The organism is Lentzea sp. NPDC020367 (assembly GCF_044387305.1).
GTDB lineage: Bacteria > Actinomycetota > Actinomycetes > Mycobacteriales > Pseudonocardiaceae > Lentzea.
In genome coordinates, this window is the sequence record NZ_JBIRVV010000026.1 from 69,171 (window position 1) to 86,371 (window position 17,201).

At 68.1% G+C, this 17,201-nt stretch carries 15 protein-coding genes; 4 read left to right on the forward strand and 11 right to left on the reverse strand.

Going from position 1 to position 17,201, the window contains the following annotated elements:
• Positions 1–145: 145 nt before the first annotated feature.
• Entirely contained in the window at positions 146–1,066 is a 921-nt protein-coding gene (locus tag ACH413_RS45780; RefSeq protein WP_360048377.1) for a class I SAM-dependent methyltransferase, read from the forward strand.
• A gap of 111 nt (positions 1,067–1,177) precedes the next feature.
• Positions 1,178–3,592 carry a hypothetical protein gene (locus ACH413_RS45785; protein ID WP_360048375.1) on the forward strand — a complete coding sequence of 805 codons (2,415 nt, stop codon included), beginning with the start codon at positions 1,178–1,180 and terminating at the stop codon, positions 3,590–3,592.
• On the opposite strand, the gene ACH413_RS45790 is transcribed toward ACH413_RS45785, so the two are convergent.
• Positions 3,579–4,502, reverse strand: a complete 924-nt coding sequence (locus tag ACH413_RS45790) for a proline dehydrogenase family protein (protein WP_360048373.1) — start codon at positions 4,500–4,502, stop codon at positions 3,579–3,581. The genes ACH413_RS45785 and ACH413_RS45790 overlap by 14 nt on opposite strands.
• A gap of 90 nt (positions 4,503–4,592) precedes the next feature.
• Positions 4,593–6,218, reverse strand: a complete 1,626-nt coding sequence (gene pruA, locus ACH413_RS45795; protein ID WP_360048371.1) for an L-glutamate gamma-semialdehyde dehydrogenase — start codon at positions 6,216–6,218, stop codon at positions 4,593–4,595.
• A 93-nt stretch (positions 6,219–6,311) separates the two neighbouring features.
• Between pruA and ACH413_RS45800 the strand changes: the two genes are divergently transcribed.
• The gene (locus ACH413_RS45800) at positions 6,312–7,838 is read left to right on the forward strand and encodes a PucR family transcriptional regulator (RefSeq protein WP_396426107.1); all 1,527 of its coding nucleotides are present in this window, start codon (positions 6,312–6,314) and stop codon (positions 7,836–7,838) included.
• Here the strand turns inward: ACH413_RS45800 and ACH413_RS45805 are convergent.
• Genes ACH413_RS45805 through ACH413_RS45840 form a run of 8 tightly spaced genes read right to left on the reverse strand, consistent with a single transcriptional unit; the run spans position 7,820 to position 13,838 of the window.
• On the reverse strand, positions 7,820–8,437 hold the full coding sequence (locus ACH413_RS45805) for a membrane protein insertase YidC (RefSeq protein ID WP_360048368.1): 618 nt from the start codon (positions 8,435–8,437) through the stop codon (positions 7,820–7,822). The genes ACH413_RS45800 and ACH413_RS45805 overlap by 19 nt on opposite strands.
• Positions 8,438–8,476: 39 nt before the next feature.
• The gene (locus tag ACH413_RS45810) at positions 8,477–8,761 is read right to left on the reverse strand and encodes a DUF6412 domain-containing protein (protein ID WP_360048366.1); all 285 of its coding nucleotides are present in this window, start codon (positions 8,759–8,761) and stop codon (positions 8,477–8,479) included.
• Between the two features lie 10 nt (positions 8,762–8,771).
• A complete protein-coding gene (locus ACH413_RS45815) occupies positions 8,772–9,458 on the reverse strand; it encodes a hypothetical protein (protein WP_360048365.1) in 687 nt (228 codons plus the stop codon).
• Positions 9,455–10,000, reverse strand: coding sequence for an RNA polymerase sigma factor (locus ACH413_RS45820; RefSeq protein ID WP_360048363.1), 546 nt, complete (start codon positions 9,998–10,000; stop codon positions 9,455–9,457). The genes ACH413_RS45815 and ACH413_RS45820 overlap by 4 nt, the downstream gene beginning before the upstream one ends.
• A 46-nt stretch (positions 10,001–10,046) precedes the next feature.
• Positions 10,047–10,664: a uridine kinase gene (locus ACH413_RS45825; protein ID WP_360048362.1), complete on the reverse strand. Its 618-nt coding sequence runs from the start codon at positions 10,662–10,664 to the stop codon at positions 10,047–10,049.
• Positions 10,631–11,173, reverse strand: coding sequence for a DUF402 domain-containing protein (locus tag ACH413_RS45830; RefSeq protein WP_360048360.1), 543 nt, complete (start codon positions 11,171–11,173; stop codon positions 10,631–10,633). Before ACH413_RS45830 ends, ACH413_RS45825 begins: the two co-directional genes overlap by 34 nt.
• Complete coding sequence (locus ACH413_RS45835; protein ID WP_360048358.1) at positions 11,151–12,425, reverse strand: NAD(P)/FAD-dependent oxidoreductase; 1,275 nt, start codon at positions 12,423–12,425, stop codon at positions 11,151–11,153. Before ACH413_RS45835 ends, ACH413_RS45830 begins: the two co-directional genes overlap by 23 nt.
• Positions 12,426–12,482: 57 nt before the next feature.
• Entirely contained in the window at positions 12,483–13,838 is a 1,356-nt protein-coding gene (locus tag ACH413_RS45840; protein ID WP_360048357.1) for a GAF domain-containing protein, read from the reverse strand.
• Positions 13,839–14,037: 199 nt separating this feature from the next.
• On the opposite strand from ACH413_RS45840, the gene ACH413_RS45845 reads away from it, so the two are divergent.
• On the forward strand, positions 14,038–15,375 hold the full coding sequence (locus tag ACH413_RS45845; protein WP_360048355.1) for an aldehyde dehydrogenase family protein: 1,338 nt from the start codon (positions 14,038–14,040) through the stop codon (positions 15,373–15,375).
• A gap of 4 nt (positions 15,376–15,379) precedes the next feature.
• Here the strand turns inward: ACH413_RS45845 and ACH413_RS45850 are convergent, their stop codons facing one another.
• Complete coding sequence (locus tag ACH413_RS45850; RefSeq protein ID WP_360048353.1) at positions 15,380–16,957, reverse strand: beta-N-acetylhexosaminidase; 1,578 nt, start codon at positions 16,955–16,957, stop codon at positions 15,380–15,382.
• Positions 16,958–17,201: the final 244 nt, after the last annotated feature.

A 17,201-nucleotide genomic window follows, 5' to 3' on the forward strand; every position in this document is an offset into this window, starting at 1 on the left:
ACATGAGCGGCGCGCGCCGGGAGGTAGCGCTTCGCGCAGCGCGGTGTTGTGGTCGGAAAGGTTTTCATACAAACCACAGGTCATCCCCTAGTGGAAGCGCTGCCACAGTGCCAAACCAAGGAACGCTCACCTTGGGAGAGCTCTCATGACCAACGGCAACGCGGCCACCGGCCTGCGCGACCTCAACGCCGGCATCCCCGACGCGGCCCAGCTCAAGGGCGCTGTCTCGGCCGTCTACGACGACGTGGCGTCGTGGTCGCGGACAGGCGACTTCTGGAACTGGGGCATGCACTGCCCCGAACTGCTGAACGAGCTCAACAGCCTGCGCCCGAACTTCAACGCGGGTGTGAGCGACGGGTTCTCCGAGCAGCTCTACTTCCAGACCCTGCGCGGGCTGCCGTACACGACCAGCGACTTCAGGACCCTCAAGGTCCTCGAGGTCGGCTGCGGCATGGGCGAGGGCCTCAACTTCCTCACCCGCCTGATCGACCCGGCCCAGGCGGTCGGCCTCGACATCTCCGGCGCGGCCATCCGCAGGGCCAACGCGATCCTCGCGCGCGGCGACCGGCTCACCTACGTCGAGGGCGACGCGGAGAGCCTGCCGTTCGAGGACGGCGAGTTCGACCTCGTCATCAACGTCGAGAGCTCGCACAACTACCCCGACGTCGAGAAGTTCTTCCGCGAGGTCGCGAGGGTCCTCAAGCCCGGCGGCCACTTCTCGATCATCGACGTCTTCGACCCCCGCTCCAACCAGCGGTTCAGGAACAGCCTGCAGCAGGACGTCACCGAGTTCGACTGGATCGCCGAGCGCGACGTCACGGAGAACGTGAAGAGCGCGATCCGCCAGCGGATGGCTCCCGGCAGCTTCTTCCGCAAGGAATACGCCCGCAAGCAGATGCCGTTGCGCGCCCGGATCATCGGTGGCCTGAACGGCGCGCACTACGCCGGCGCCGACTTCATCGGGCACAAGGACACGCTGTCGAAGGTCCTGGAGCTCGCCCGCATCCGGACGAAGTTCGTCGGCGAGTACGAGAGCTACCGGCACCACCTCGCGCGTCGGGCGTAGCTGTTGGACCTTCTCCAAGCCAGTAGGCGATGGGGTGAAGGAAAAACGGGAAAAGGCCACGATGGTGTGGTCTTGCTACCCCTGACCTGACCTGCGACCGACTATGAAGTGGTGGACCGAGCACTCAGCGTCGCCGCATTGCTGGATCCCACCCATCAGGTGGTCCCCTTTCACGGCAGAGAATCCGAGCTGAACACACTCACGCTGTGGCGCGACAGCCCCGCGCCGCAGGCGTCTCTGCTGCTGCACGCCCCGGCGGGCGCGGGCAAGACCAGGCTGCTCCAGCACTTCCAGGAGGAGCTCTGGGCCGACGACGCGCACGGCAGGCTGCTGGTGATCGACGACGCCGATCGCCTCCGGTGGCAGGACGTCTTCCTGCTGCTGCAGGACACGCTCCGGCACGGACCGGCGCGCACGCGAGTGCTGCTGGCGGCGAGGACCACGGGCTGGTGGTGGTCCTCCACCCGCCAGCGCATCGCGGACTTCGACCACGAGGTCACCGACCTCGAACTGGCCGCGACGCTCGACGACCGGGCCGAGTCGTTCACGCTGGCCTGCCAGCACTTCGCCAAGCACCTCACCGTCACCGCACCCGACGAGCCGCCGCCGAACATCGCCGGGGAAACAGTCCTCGACCTGCACATGGCCGCGCTGACCGTGGTGCACGGCGACCCGTGCGACGTGAATCGCACCCAGCTCGTGCGGCAGCTCCTCAAGCGCGACGACGGCCGCAAGACCGGCCGCATCGCCGAGGACTACCTCGCGGTCGCCACCCCGGACACCCCGGATCCGGACCTGCTGGCGCGTGCCGCCCAGCGCTGGCCGAACCTCAGGCCCGCACTCGACGAGCTCGTCACCGGCAACCCGGAGATCGTGCGCGACCTGGCCCGCGACAGCCTCCGCATCGCCGCGGAGATCGGGTCGTTCGCCACCCTGGAGACCATCGCGCGGCAGATCTTCCGCGACGAGCGCTTCGCCACCGACGCGATCCCGTCGATCCTCACCCACCGGCTGATCGACCGCGCCGACGACGTCCTCGAACGCGCCGAGATGTACGGGATGCTCAGCGCCCGCACGATGCTGTGCGGCCTGCGCCAGGAGTCCGTCGAGGCCTCGCAGGCCGAGGTCGAGTGCTACCGCGAGCTCGTGGAGCAGGACAGGGAGAACCGCCCGCTGCTCGCGGACGCGTTGGGAGACCTGGGACTCCGGCTGATCAACGCTCATCGCAACGACGAGGTGCTCGCCGTCTCGGAGGAGGCGATCGACCTCTGGCGCGAGATCGCGGAGGACGACCCGGAGACGATCCCGCAGCTCGCGTCCGCCCTGGAGCAGATCAGCTACCGCTACCAGACGCTCGGCCGCGACGAGGACGCGATGACCGCCATCAGCCGTGCCACCCTGCTCTTCCAGGAGCTCGCGAAGAACCACCCGGCGCTGTTCCGCGCCGACTTCGCCAGGGTCGCCGCCGCGATGGCCCGCCGCTTCCACGTCGAGGGCAACCGCCAGCACGCGGCCGACTCGATGCAGCTCTCCATCGCGAACTGGCGGGTGCTCGCCCAGGAGGACCCGCGCTTCGAACCCGAACTCGCCCGCAACCTCGTCGCGGCGGGCACCATGCTCGTCGACCTGGGCAGGGCGGAGGCCGCCAGCGAGGCGTTGAAGGAGGCCATCGACCTCTTTCGCCGGCTCGCCGTCGCGAACCCCGAGACATTCGGCACCGACCTCGCCGAGGCGCTGACCCAGCGCAGCCAGGCCTTGAGCGAACTGGCCGACGACATCGACGCCGCGCTCACCGCACGCGAGGCCGTGATGCTCTGGCGTGAGACGGGGGACCGCAAGGGCCTGGGTGCCGCACTGCTCAACGTCGCCGAGGTCGTGGGCGACGTCGCCGCGGCCGAGGAAGCCGTTGAGGTGTACCGGGAACTGGCTGCCGAAGACCTGGTCTGGAACCAGGCGGGCCTCGTGATCGCCCTCGCGTCCCTGGTCCAGCAACAACTCCTGCACGACCAGGACGAGCAGGCGTTGCAGACCGCCGACGAGTGCCTCGACCTCTGCCACCGCCTGCCGTCGCAGCTCGTCGAGTTCTTCGGCGCGAAACTGGCGCCACCGCTGCAGAACACGGCCCGCGCACTGTCCGAAGCGGAGCATCACGTCCGCGCGTTGCGGATGTCCGAGTTCGCGGTCGGCGTCTGCCAGGCCCTGAAGGCGAGGACGGCACCGACCGTGTACCTCTCGGCCCTCCAGCAGCACGTGTGCCGGCTCCGTGGCGCGGAACGGAAGGAAGAAGCACGCAACACCGCGCACACGGCCGTGGTGCTGTGGCACCTGGCAGGCCTCGACCTCGACCGTCACGCCGGTTACGGCGACGCGCTGACGATCTACGGCCGGCTGTGCGCGGAGACGAAGTACGAGACGGAGAAAGCACTTCGGCTCACCCACCGCGCGGCAGAGATCTTCCGCGAGGCAGGTGAGCCGGTGAAGTTGCGGTTCGCTCTCGAGACGGCCGCGGAGCTCAGCTCTTCGTGAGCAGCGAGCGCACGAAGAACGCCACGTTGGCCGGACGCTCCGCGAGGCGGCGCATGAAGTAGCCGTACCACTCGTCGCCGTACGGGACGTAGACGCGCATGCGGTTGCCCTCGGCGGCGATGCGGCGCTGCTCCTCGGGCCGGATGCCGTACAGCATCTGGAACTCGTAGGTGTCCTTCGAGCGCGCGGACGCCAGGTCGGCGGCGATCGCGATCAGGCGCGGGTCGTGCGAGGCCACCATCGGGTAGCCCTGCCCCTCCATCAGCACCTTCAGACACCGCACGTACGACAGGTCGACGTCGTGCTTGTCCTGGAACGCAACAGAAGCAGGCTCCTGGTAGGCGCCCTTGCACAGTCGCACCCGCGAACCGGAGTACGCGAGGTCGCGGCAGTCCTGCTCCGTGCGGTGGAGGTACGCCTGCAACACCGCGCCGACCCAAGGGAAGTCCACCCGCAGCTCGCGCAGGATGCCCAGCGTCGAGTCCGTGGTGGTGTGGTCCTCCATGTCCAGCGTCACGGTCGTGCCGACGACAGCGGCGGCGGCACAGATGCGACGAGCGTTCTCCAGCGCGATCTTCTCGCCGTCGATCGCCAGCGACTGCCCGACGGCGGACAGCTTGACCGACACCTCGGCGCCCTCGGTGAGCCCGAAGGCCTCCAGCCGGGACAGCAGCGTCAGGTACGCCTCGACGGTGTCGTTGGCCTGCGACTCCTCGAAGGTGTCCTCACCGAGGTGGTCGAGGGTCACCAGACGACCGTCGCCGAGCACCTCGGCGGTCGCGCGGATCGCGGAGTCGACGTCGGCACCGGCGACGAACCGCTCGACGACGGGCCGGGTCAGCGGCGTCGACTCGACGAGCTTGCGGGCGCTCGCGTTGCGGGCCGCGAAAAGAAGGCTGGAGCGCAACATGGTTCACGTCCTCAGGGTGTGAGAGGTGAGAGGAACGTCGATGTGCTTGTGGCTCAACGACGTTCCCCTCACTTCAGAAGGGCTTGGGTATCAGCCCTGGTGCGGGTGGAGGTGGGAGGTGGGCGCCGCGAAGGTCTCCTTGATGGAGCGCGGGCTGACCCAGCGGAGCAGGTTGTGGACCGACCCCGCCTTGTCGTTCGTGCCGGACGCGCGGCCGCCGCCGAACGGCTGCTGGCCCACGACGGCACCGGTCGGCTTGTCGTTGACGTAGAAGTTGCCGGCGGCGAACCGCAGCTCCTCCTGCGCGTGCGCCACGGCGGCACGGTCACGCGAGATGATCGAGCCGGTCAGACCGTAGGGCGCCGCGCTCTCCATCTGCTTGAGCACGGTCAGGTAGTCCGCGTCCTCGAACACGTGGATCGCGAGCACCGGGCCGAAGAACTCGGTGGTGAACACGGAGTTCGTGGGGTCCGATCCGAGCAGCACGGTCGGCCGCACGAAGAAGCCGTCGCTGTCGTCCGCGGTGCCACCGGCGGCGATCTCCAGCGAGGAGTCCGCGCGAGCGGCCTGCAGCACGCCCGACAGCTTGTCGAACGAGCGGCGGTCGATCACCGCGCCACCGAAGTTCGAGAAGTCGGTGACGTCGCCGTAGGTCAGGGCGTCGACCTCGGACAGGAACTGGTCCTTGATCTTGTTCCACACCGAGCGCGGCACGTAGGCGCGCGACGCGGCGGAGCACTTCTGGCCCTGGTACTCGAAAGCACCGCGGATCAGGGCGACGCGCAGCACGTCGGGGTCGGCCGACGGGTGGGCGAGGACGAAGTCCTTGCCGCCGGTCTCGCCGACGATGCGCGGGTACGAGCGGTAGTTGGCGATGTTCGCGCCGACCTGCGCCCACAGCTTCTGGAACGTCGGCGTGGAGCCGGTGAAGTGGATGCCCGCGAGGTCGGGGGAGCTCAACGCCACCTCGGACACCGCGAGACCGTCACCGGGGAGCAGGTTGATGACGCCGGGCGGCATGCCGGCCTCTTCGAGCAGGCGCATGGTGAGGTGCGCGGCGAACGACTGCGTGGGCGACGGCTTCCACAGCACCACGTTGCCCATCAACGCCGGCGCGGTCGGCAGGTTGCCGGCGATGGCGGTGAAGTTGAACGGCGTGATCGCGTAGACGAAGCCCTCGAGCGGGCGGTGGTCGGTGCGGTTCCACACGCCGGGGGAGGAGATCGGCTGCTCGGCCAGCAGGTTGCGGGCGAACTGCACGTTGAAGCGCCAGAAGTCGATCAGCTCGCAGGCCGCGTCGATCTCCGCCTGGATCGCGGTCTTCGACTGGCCGAGCATCGTGGCGGCGTTCAGCGTCTGCCGCCACGGACCGGCGAGCAGGTCGGCGGCGCGCAGGATGATCGCCGCGCGGTCGTCGAACGACATCGCGCGCCACGCCGGAGCAGCCTCACGGGCGGCACGCAGCGCGTCGGTCGTGTCCTGCTGCGTCGCGCCGGCCAGCGTGCCGAGGACCGAGCGGTGGTTGTGCGGCTGGACGACGTCGAAACGCTCACCGCCACCCATGCGCTGCTCGCCACCGATGGTCAGCGTCAGCTCGAGCGGCTCCTTCTGCAGCTCGACCAGCTTGGCCTGCAGCTCAGCGCGCTCCGGGGTACCGGGGGCGTACTGCAGGACCGGCTCGTTGACCGGGGCGGGAACCTGGGTGACCGCGTCCACTCGCAACACTCCTTATGGCTTGTTCGGTACGCAAACCGTAAGTCCGGCCGACCTGGCCTCGGTTGTTCAACAGGCCAAGATTCACCAGGTCAGATGTACGATCGAACAGTGTCGAGCCTCCGCCACGTTCTCATCGCGCTGGGCGATCCGCTCGTCGAACTCCAGGTTGCCCCGCAGGGCCTGGAAGTAGACGTGCGCGATGTGGTGATCATGGATCCGGACGACCCGCCGGACGTGGTGGCAGGAGACCTCGCCCTGCTCATCGGGGCACGGGGCAGGGCGGCATTGCCGCTGATCAGGGCCGCTGGACGAGCCAAAGCCGCGGCCGTCGCCGTCAAGGAGTCGTCCCCGGCCCTCGTCCAGACCGCCACGGACGCCGGAGTGGCGTTGCTCGAGGTCCGCCCCGAGGTCCGCTGGGGCCACCTGGAGTCGCTCGCCAAGAGCGTCCTCACGACCACGACCGACGACGGCGAGGTCCTCGGGGACCTGTTCGCGCTCGCGCAAACGATTGCCACCCTGACCGGCGGCATCGTCAGCATCGAGGACACGGCTAGCCGTGTGCTCGCTTACTCCCGCTCGACCGACGAGGTCGACGAACTGCGCAGGCTCTCGATCCTCGGCCGCCAGGGGCCGGAGCCGTACCTGAAGATGCTGCGCGAGTGGGGCGTCTACAACCTGCTGCGGTCAGGCGAAGAGGTCGTCCGCATCGACGAACGCCCTGAACTGGGCATCCGCAAGCGCATCGCCGTGGGCATCCACGCCGGGCGCCAGCCGCTCGGCACGATCTGGGTGCAGGAGGGCGACCAGCCGCTGACCGACCAGGCCGAACGAGCGTTGCTCGGCGCCGCCCGCGTCACCGCCCCGCACCTGATCCAGCAGCGCAACCAGCCCACGTCGAGGTTCCGCGAGAACCTCCTCGCCGCCCTGCTCACCGGCCGGATGGACGCGGCCACCGTCGCCGGCCAGATCGGCGCCGACCCGAAGAAACCCGCCGCCGTCGTGGTGTTCGCGGTGCGCAGCGCCGAAGGCGACCGCAGCGAACACGAACTGCGTCGCGCCGAGATGACCGGCCTGATCTCCGTGCACGCGGCGGCGTACCGGCGCAGCGCCCTGGTCAGCGAGTCCGGCGGCCGCACCTACGTCCTGCTGCCAGACCTCGCCCCGAACGCCCAACTCCTGAGCCTGACAAGGGAAATCGTCACCACCGCACGCCGTCACCTGCACACCGCGGTCCAAGCCGCGGTCGGCTCGACGGTGTCCACACTGGACGACGCGCAGATCTCCCGCCAGGAGGCCGAACGCGTGCTGGACGCGATGGCGCGCGACCTCGACGCCGAGGTGGCGACGCTCGCCGACGTCCGCTCCCAGGTCCTGGTGAGCGAGATCCTGGCCCTGCTCCAGGACAATCCGCGGATCCGCGATCCGAGGATCGACGCGCTCGACCCCGAACTCGCGAAGTCGTTGCTGACCTACCTCGACGCGCTGGGCGACGTGCGCGCCGCGGCGGACCGGCTGCACGTCCACCCGAACACGTTGAGGTACCGGCTCAAGCGGATCGACCTCGACCTGGACGACCCGCTCGTCCGGCTCGTCGCCCAGCTTCAGCTCAGGATGCGGTAGAGCAACGCCCGTTCCGCGATCGTCCACGTCGTCGTGGTGAGCAGGTACAACCCGGCGGCCAGCGGCAGGTACGCGGCCACCAGGATCGTCCCGAACGGCAGCACCTTGACCAGCCCGGTCATGAACCCCGGCTGGGGCGTGGTGGTCATCCGCGACTGCTGCCACTTCACGGTCAGATAGGCGACCACGGCCAGCAGCCCGAACAGCACGAAGAACACCCACGCGAACCCGGTCGTGAAGTGCGAGCCGAGCGAGATGCCGAACAACGTGCCGTCCAGCAACGGGTTCGGGGTCGTCACCACCTGGTAGATGACCATGAAGAACGGGACGGTCGCGAGCATCGGCAGCATGCCCGCGAACATCGACACGCCGTTCTTCTTGTAGACCTTCTGCGACTCCTCGGAGAGCTTCATCAGGTCCTTGCCGTACTTCTTCTGCAGCTTCTGGATCTCCGGCGCGAGCTTGGCCTTGGACTTCTCGCCGCGCACGGCCGCGCGGTAGAAGGGGTGCAGCGCGAGCCGCACGACGATCGTGAACAGAACGATGGCGAGCGCGGGCATGCCGAAGCCCGCCAGGGCAGCGCCCAGGTCAGCGAACAAGGGTTGTTTCTCCGTCTTGAGTTGGGTGTGCGGGACGTGTCAGAACGTCCGGCATCCCGGTGCTCGGGGACGGGCTTTGCCTGCGGCGTCAGGGTTTCGCAGCCGCAGCTGAGCCGAGCGTTGAGCTCGTTCGCGGATCGAGAGCGACCGCGCCGGTGCCACCGACAGCGGCACCAGCGCGACGACCACGATCAACGCGAGGGCGAGCGCGGTCACGGCCGCGACGACCTCGGTCGGAGACGAGAACAACGTGAAGGCGTAGAGGGCAGGCAGGAAGACCGCGAGCATCAGCATCGCTCGCTGCCTGGTCTCCGGCCGCCACATGCCTCGCAGACTACCTGTTCTCCGGCGTCACGGTCTCGAGAACGTGACCAGCCTCGTCGTACGTCGTGACCGACGATGCGTCGGCTTCGGACGGCCACCACGCGGCGACCCAGCCGTCGGTCAACGTCGCGATCACCTGCCTGCCGTCCTCGGTGCTGATCACCACGCGACGCACCGCCGGCCGGACGTGCCCGGTCAGGATCCGTGCGAAGCCCGGAATGGAGAAGCCGGACTTGGGCGAGGCTCGGAACCACGTCTCGCCGTCGCCGATCTCGCTCGTGCCGTGGATGGTGATTCCCGGCGCGTACAGGCAGTACACGATGCCCTGCGGACCGGCCATGGCGACCAGCGTCGTGTCGCCTCTTCGGTCGACGAGCGAGGCTTCGACGGGCGTCGGCGTCGGCGCGACACCGGACACCGTCTCACGCCAACGCGCTATCACGTCCTGGCAGCCGCTGGCGATCGCCTGCTCACGGGAACCCGGTGCGCGCGGCTCGGCGCTCCACGACGCGAACGCGGACGGGTTCGACACCGGCCACAGGGCCACGCTGATCGCGACCGCCGCGGCGAGAGCGGTCACGGGCACGGCGAGGCGCCACCAGCGACGGGACGGCTTGGTGCTGATCTCGTTGAGCAGCGCGTGCTTGCGAACCTGGAGCCGCATCGGGTCCAGGTTCGGGATGTCGGGCTTGATCACAGAACCTCCTCAACCAGAGCGCCACGCACGGTGCGTTGCGCGCGAGCGAGTCGGGACTTCACCGTGCCGACCGGGATGCCGAGCACCCTGGCGATCTGCGCCTGACTCAGGTCCGACCACGCGGACATCTCCAGCACCTCCCGATCGCCTGCGGGCAGCTTCTCCAGTTCCGCGATCACCTCCCGAGTCCTGGCCTCCGCGTCCACCCGCCGTGCCACGTCATCGGCGTGGTCGTCGTCGGCGGGCTGCGGTGCAACCTTGTCCAGCGCGGTCTTGTACCGCTTGCGGGCACGTTGGTGGTTGCGGGTGACACCCAACGCGACGGTGTACAGCCACGGCAGGAGCGACTCCTCGACGGTCACGGACGTGCGTTTGCGCCAGGTCTCCATGAACACCACGGACACCAGGTCCTCGGCGACCGCCCACGTGCCGGTGCGGCGCAGGCAGTAGGCGAACACGGCTTGGGCGTGGCGTTCGAACAGCTGCCCGAACGCCTCGCTCACCCCGGCCCGGACCTGCCCCCAGAGTTCTTCGTCGGTCACGGACCCTCCTCTCTGTCCCACCTATGTCCGCGGCGGGCAGAGCGGTTCACGACTCGACCAGACCCGGCCGTTCCGGGTGGTCGTAGCGCACGAAGAGGTCGGCCACCGGCTCGTAGTCGTCGAACACGGGCAGCGTCCACTCCTCGGCCGTCTTGCGTTTCAAAGCGCCGGGGGAGAGCCACAGGTGGACCGTGAGCTCGGCCGGCAGCCACCGGTCGAGCATCAGCGTGCCGTCGACGAGCACGACACCGTTCTCCGGCACGTCGACGTACTCGGCGCGGCTGGCCCGGTCGGTGGCGGCGTTCCACAGCGACGGCAGCACCTTGCCGTCCATCGCCGGGTCGAGGACCTCGCGTTGCAGGCCGCCGTAGTCGAACCAGTCGTGCCGGTAGGAGTACGAGTCGGTGCGGCCGTGTTCCAGTCGCACGGAAGCCGGTCGCAGGAAGTCCTCAAGGGACACTCGCTGTACGGCGCGGCCCAAGGCGCGCAACGGTTCCACGGCGGCGTCCGCGAGCCTGCCAGGTTCGGCGGCGGGTGCGCCGTCGATCAGCACGCGCACCCGCCCGCCGATCTCCGACACCTGGTCGACGATCTCGCCGACGAGTGCGTCGAACGTGAGCGGCCGAACCTTCAAGGCGTCCACGCCGCCCAGGCCGTGTCCCACCAGATCTCACCGGACGCCAGCATCTTCTCGATCTTGAGCCCCTCGGCCCTGATCTCCTCGGCCTCCTGCGCGGAGTACTTGCCGGAGGCGACCTGCTCCTCGAACTCGTCCAGGTCGCGCTGCGCCCAGGTGCCGTCGGGGTCGAGGGTGTAGTCCAGCGCGTGGTCGAGGGTCTCGAACCCGTCCTCGACGCGGCGGTAGGGCGCCTGCAGGTTCAGGTAGTAGTTGCCGAACGTCCTGTCGTCGCCCTTCCAGAACAGGTCGACGGAGTAGGCGTCCTGCGGGCGGTGCAGCATGAGCTTGCCGTGGCCGCGCCAGAAACCTCGTTCCGGCTTGTCCCACGGGTGCGGGTGGTGGTGGTCGGGGTAGGTGAGCCTGGTACCCGGCTCCACGAACACCGCGAGCAGCCCCGGCTCGTCGACGATCACCCTGGTCGGCATCTCGGACCAGACCTTGCCGTGCAGCACCTCACGCCGCACTACGACCTCACCCGGCGTGAACAACCTCATGGTCAGAACTTACGTGATCACGCTCCGCCGCGTCCTCGGCCAGCATCTTCCGCTTGAGCACGGGCACGGCGTTGGTCACGCGCAGGAACGTCCGCTGGAACGCCGCCGCGGCCCGTCCGACCACCGGCTTGTGGACGATGCTGTTGCCGTCCATCATCTCGCGTGACGCTTCGACGGCCTTGAACCCGTACTCGACCATCTCCTGCTCGTACTCGCCGATCGCCTCCACGACGTTCCTGCCGTGGTGGGCCTCGATCAGCTTGCGGGACAACAGTTCCGCGTCGCGCAGGGCGGTGTTCGCGCCGATGCCGCGGCCGGGCGTCATGAGGTGCACCGAGTCGCCGATCATCGTGACGTTGCTCGGCTTCCAGGGCTTCAGCCGTTCGGACGTGCGGACCCTGATCTGGAACACGGTCTCCGGCGTGGCCAGCGCGAAGAGCTTGCGCAGGTTCGGGTGGAACTTCGGGGTCATGGTCAGGACGGCCTGCTTGAGCTCGGCCTGGCTCATGTTCTTCAGGTCCGGGAACTTGTGGTGCGAGGCCGCATAGCCCCACATGATGTAGTCGTCCTCGACGCCCACGCCGTCGAAGCGCATCACGTGGAGGATCACGAACTCGCCGTTCGGCCCGAACAGCAGCGTGATGCCGCCGTCGGCCAGCGGGGGCAGCAGCTTGACGTTCTCGTCGGTCAGCGGAAGCTTGCCCGCGATCGACGTGATGCCGGTGTCGACCACCTTGGCGTCCGGCAGGTGCTGCCTGCGCACCCTGGACTGCGCGCCGTCCGCGCCCACCAGCACGTCACCGGTCTCGGACGTGCCGTCGTCGAAGAACGCGGTGACGGTGCCGTCGTCGTTGCGGGTGAAGCGCGTGAACGTCTTGTCGAACCGGACGACGTCGTCCAGACCGCCGAGCAACGCCGTGCGCATCGCGATCCTGCTGACGGACTTCTCGCTGCGGCTGTCGTCGCGGTCCGTTGCGATGTCGCCGACCAGCAGTTCCTTGTACTTCTCGGTGCGCATGACTATGTGTTTCGGTGCCCGTGCGGTGGTGCGGACGAACTCCGCGAACACCTCCGGCGGCAGGCAGCTGTGCAGCGCCTTGCTGCCGTCCGGGCTGATCCCGACCCGGTAGCCGATCAACATGCTGCGCGGTGTGCGGTCGCGTTCGAACAACGCCACGTCCACGCCGGCCTTCTTCAGCCCGTGCGCCAGGCACAGGCCACCGGTCCCCGCTCCGATGATGAGTACGCGCATGACAACCCCCTCACTAAGTCTCTTAGTGAGGAAGATATTCAGTTCATGAGACTCTTGTCAATCGTCCTGACTGAGTCTCCTGAGTCGCGCGGTGGCGATGGCAAGCCTGACGTCGTCCGGCGGAAGCAGCCTGACCAGCTGTTCCAGTGCCTCGACGTCGTGTTCGCCGGAGTCGGTCTGGGTGAAGGTCCACAGCGCGTTCGCGTCGCCGCGCTGCAGGACCGCCTTGCGCACGCTGGTCGCGAGGTCGTCGCGTTCGGCCAGCACGACGGGTGCCTCGGAACGGCGCAGCAGCGAGCCGCGGTACCTGCTCGCGGCCAGCGGCAGGTCGGCGGCCTTGAGCGCGGCCCGCACCGCCAGGAAGTCGGTCTCGACGTCGGCCGTGAGCCGGTACGGCCTGGTCGCGAGCACGTCGGGGCCCAGCTGGGCGCGCAGCCGGTGCAGTTCGGCGCGCACGGTCGTGGGGTTGCCGCGCTCGCCGTAGAGGTGCAACGCGAGCTGGTCGGCGGTCACCCTGCCCTGCAACGCCAGTGCGCACAGGATCTCCGCGTGCCGCAACGAGAGCGGCACCTCGCGGCCGTCCAGCACGACCTTGGGTTCGGGCAGCAGGAACGACAGCGACAGCACGCTGCGCCGCACGTGCCGTTGGCGTGGAATGCGCAGCAGATAGCCGTGAGCGAGCGGTTCGAGCACCGCCTCGCGGCCGTCGGGAAGCTTCACCCGGTCCGTGGAGACGTCGACGCGCGGGGGCAGCAGCCCGTACGGCTCGACGGCGACGACCCGGCCGGTGGGGCTGAGCAGTGCGCCGGGCTCACCGCGCAACGCGATCAGGTGCCGCATGTTGCGCGCCCGCAGCTCCTCGTCCTGCGCGTGCATCCGGGCGAGCATCTCCGACTCGGCCAGCCGGGCCGACGCCGAGACCAGCGCCACCATCGAGGGATGGACGGTCTCGATCGGGCCACTGAGGTCGACGACCCCGATCGTGGTGCCCGTGTCGGGGTCGCGGATCGGGCTCGCCGCGCAGGTCCAGTGGTGGTAGGTCCGCACGAGGTGCTCGGCCGAGTGGACCGTGACGGGGGAGTTCACCGCCAGCGCGGTGCCCATCCCGTTCGTTCCCGCCGCACCCTCTGACCAGAGCGTTCCCTCCGCCAGACCGACATCCTCGGCGCTGCCGCGGGTGTCCTTGGAGCCCTCGCACCACAGGATGTGGCCCTGGGCGTCCGCGACGATCATGATGTGCTTGGCCTCTTCCGCGAAGCCCAGCAACGTCTCGCGCAACAGCGGCAGCGTCGGGTGCAGCGGATGCCGTTTGCGCAGGTCGGAAAGCTCGTCCGCGGCGAACACGGTCGGCGCGGTGTGCAGGTCGGGATCGACGTTCGCGGCGAGTGACCGCTGCCACGACGCGGAAATCACTGAGCGTGGCGAATTCACCGTGCGAGTGCCACTCAACACGGCTTCTCTGACGCGACTCAGCAACAGTGCGTGTTGCCCGGGTTCGTGGGTCACTGATCCATCCACGGCTTGCAACGAGCATGCAACGTTCTGCTGCCTACTTTCTCATTTCCCCCACCTCAGCCTACGTGTGGGCCCTCTTCTGGCAGGGAGTCGAGAAATGACGCAGTACGCGGCACCGGGTCAGCCCGGCAGCGTGGTCGCGTACCGAGCGAGGTACGACCACTTCATCGGCGGCGACTACGTGGCGCCCGTGGCCGGTGAGTACGCCGAGAACGTCACGCCGGTGACCGGTGAGGTGTTCACCGAGGTCGCCCGCGGCACCGACGCCGATCGCGCCCGTGCACTGCACGCGGCCAGTGGCGCCGCACGCGCGTGGGGGAGCACCACGCCCCGAGAGCGCGCCACCGTGCTGTGCGAGATCGCGGACCGCATCGAGGAGCACGCGACCGAACTCGCCGTCGCAGAGACGTGGGACAACGGCAAGCCGGTCCGCGAGGCCATGGTCGCCGACATCCCGATGCTGATCGAGCTGTTCCGCCAGTTCGCCGCCGTCGTCCGGGCCGAGGTGGGCGAGGTCGAGCAGCTCAGCCGCAACTCCTACGACTACCGCTCGTTCCAGCCGATCGGTGTCGTGCACGAACGCGTCTCGTGGACGTTCCCGCTGTTGAACGCCTGCCGCGTGCTCGCGCCCGCGTTGGCCGCCGGCAACGCCGTGGTGCTGGAGCCCGCCCTGCAGACGCCGGCCTCGATCCACGTGCTGCTGGGTGTGATCGCCGACCTGCTGCCGCCCGGCGTCGTCAACGTCGTGACCGGCTCCGACGACCACCCCGTGGTGGCGGGACGCTGCCCGAACATCTTCTTCTCGGACGTTTCCGCTCAGCGCGACAGCTTCCTGGACAAGGCCCTGGAGGGGTTCGCGATGTTCGCGGCCAACCAGGGCGAGATCTCCACGGCCCCGTCGCGTGCGTTGATCCAGACCGCCATCTACGAGGAGTTCCTGCACCTCGCGACGGTGCGCACGCAGGCGTTGCGGATGGGCGACCCGCTCGACACCGACACGATGGTCGGCGCTGTCGTGAGTCTTGCGCAACGCGATCGAGTTCTTGCGTACGTGGAGCGGGGCAAGGCCGAGGGCGCGCGGCTGGTTGCTGGTGGGTCGGCCTCCGGGCACTACGTCGAGCCGACGATCTTCGAGGGTGATCACCGGTCTTCCGTGTTCTCCGATGACGTGCTCGGACCCGTCGTGTCGGTGACCCGGTTCGACGACCGCGATGACGCGTTGAAGATCGCCAATGAAGCCGTTGCCCAGCTCGGCGCCGGCATCTGGTGCCGCGACGTCGCGCTCGCGCACAACGTCGGCCAGGAACTGCGCGCCGAACGGGTGTGGGTCAACAACTACTACGCGTACCCGGCGAACACGGCTGTGCTCGCCGACTACCGCCGCGTGAAGCACCTGCTGGTCAGTTACTCGGACCGGGGGCAGGGGTACTTCTGAGGGGTCACTTCTTCCACGGCACCTGGGTGCTCGCGTAGAAGTTGATGCCCTGGACCTTCCAGCGTGGTGCCTGTGCGCCCAGGCGTGGGGCGAAGCGGTCCCAGTTGTGGATGCTCGCCGGGGACCAGCCGAGTTCCGCGGCTACCGGAAGCCTCGGGAACGCCATGTACTCGATGTCGGCCGAGGACTTCAGGGTTTCGGTCCACAGTGGAGCTTCGACGCCGCGGATGTTCGCTTCGGTCACGCCCTTGAGGTACGCGCCCGGGTTCCAGCTGTAGGCGTCCTTGACCTCCACCAGGCCCGCCCAGTCCAGGCCCAGTTTGGTGTCCTTGTTGTACTTCATGTCCAGGTAGATGCGGTTCGCCGGGGACATGAGGATCTTGTTGCCGCGCTGGGCTGCTGCGGCCACGTTTGCGTCGGTTCGTTCGGTGCCCCAGAACTGGGGGATCGCCGTGGTGTCGTTGGTGGTCTTGATGAACTCGTGCCAGCCCGTGGTGGTTTTGCCGTACTTCTTGATCAGCGGGAGGACTCGGTTCATGAATGTGGTGTAGTCGGCGTCTGGGGTTGAGAGGGCCTCGTCGCCGCCCAGGTGGAAGTACGGGCCTGGGGTGATCGCGGAGACTTCGCGGATCACGTCTTCCACGAACTTGTAGGTGATGTCCTTGTTGATGCAGAGGGAGCTGAAGCCGACCTCGGTGCCTGTGTAGAGGGGGCGTTTTTTGCCGTCGCAGTTCAACTCGGCGTAGCTGGCTTGGGCGGCGTTGGTGTGGCCCGGCATGTCGAATTCCGGGATCACTGTGATGCCCCTGTTTGCGGCGTACTGGACCAGGTCCTTGTACTCGTCTTGGGTGTAGAAGAGTTTGCCTGTGCGGCCGCCTACTTCGGTGCTGCCGCCGATCTTGGTTAGTTCTGGCCAGCTCTTGATCTCCAGGCGCCAGCCCTGGTCATCGCTCAGGTGCAGGTGGAAGTAGTTGATCTTGAACGCTTGGATCTGGTCTATGTAGCGTTTTACCTGGGCTGGGGTGAAGAAGTGCCTGGAGACGTCGAGCATGGCGCCTCGGTGGTGGTACCTGGGGTGGTCCAGGATGCTTGCTCCTGGGAGCTGCCACGGGCCCTGTTGTTTGGTTTTTGCCTCGGCCTTTGGTGGGAAGAGTTGGCGGAGGGTGGAGATTCCGTTGAAGTGGCCTGCCGTTGTGTTGGCTCGGATTACCACCTGTTTTGGGGTTACGTCCAGTTGGTAGCCCTCTGGGCCCGTTTTCGGGTCTGCGCCTGAGGTTAGGACTATGCCGTCGCCTGTCACGCCTTCCGTTACCGGCAGGGCGTAGCCGGTGGAGGGGCGGAGGATGTTGGCCAGCAGTTCTGCTGGCTTGCGGGCGTCTGGTGTGGCCAGTTGGATCTTGGCTGTTGCGGAGAGGGTGAAGGTTTCCGCCCTGGGTTGGACTTGGACCGGTTGGGGGACCAGTTCTTGCAGGGCGGTGGCTGCTGTTGGCGCTGCGGTTGCGTCGGCTGTTTCGGTCACCAGCACTCCTGATCCGGCGATCACCAGCGCCGCTAGTGCGGCCTGCAGTTGTTTTGACTTCACGCCAATCCTCCACGGGCATGGGGGGACCTTGGCGGCGTTCAGCCACGGTTTCAGGGGGTGGCTGGGGATGTCAAGGTTTAGACCAATTCTGGGGGTGCTGACCGCGATTGGGTGGGTGGGTCACCTTGCGGGCGGCGACCTTGCGGTTGCGTGCTTCCCGGGGGGGGGGGGGGGGGCCCCCCCCCCCCCCCCCAACCCCGGGGGGGGGGGCCGCGGGGGGGGGGGGGGGGCCGGGGAGGAGTGG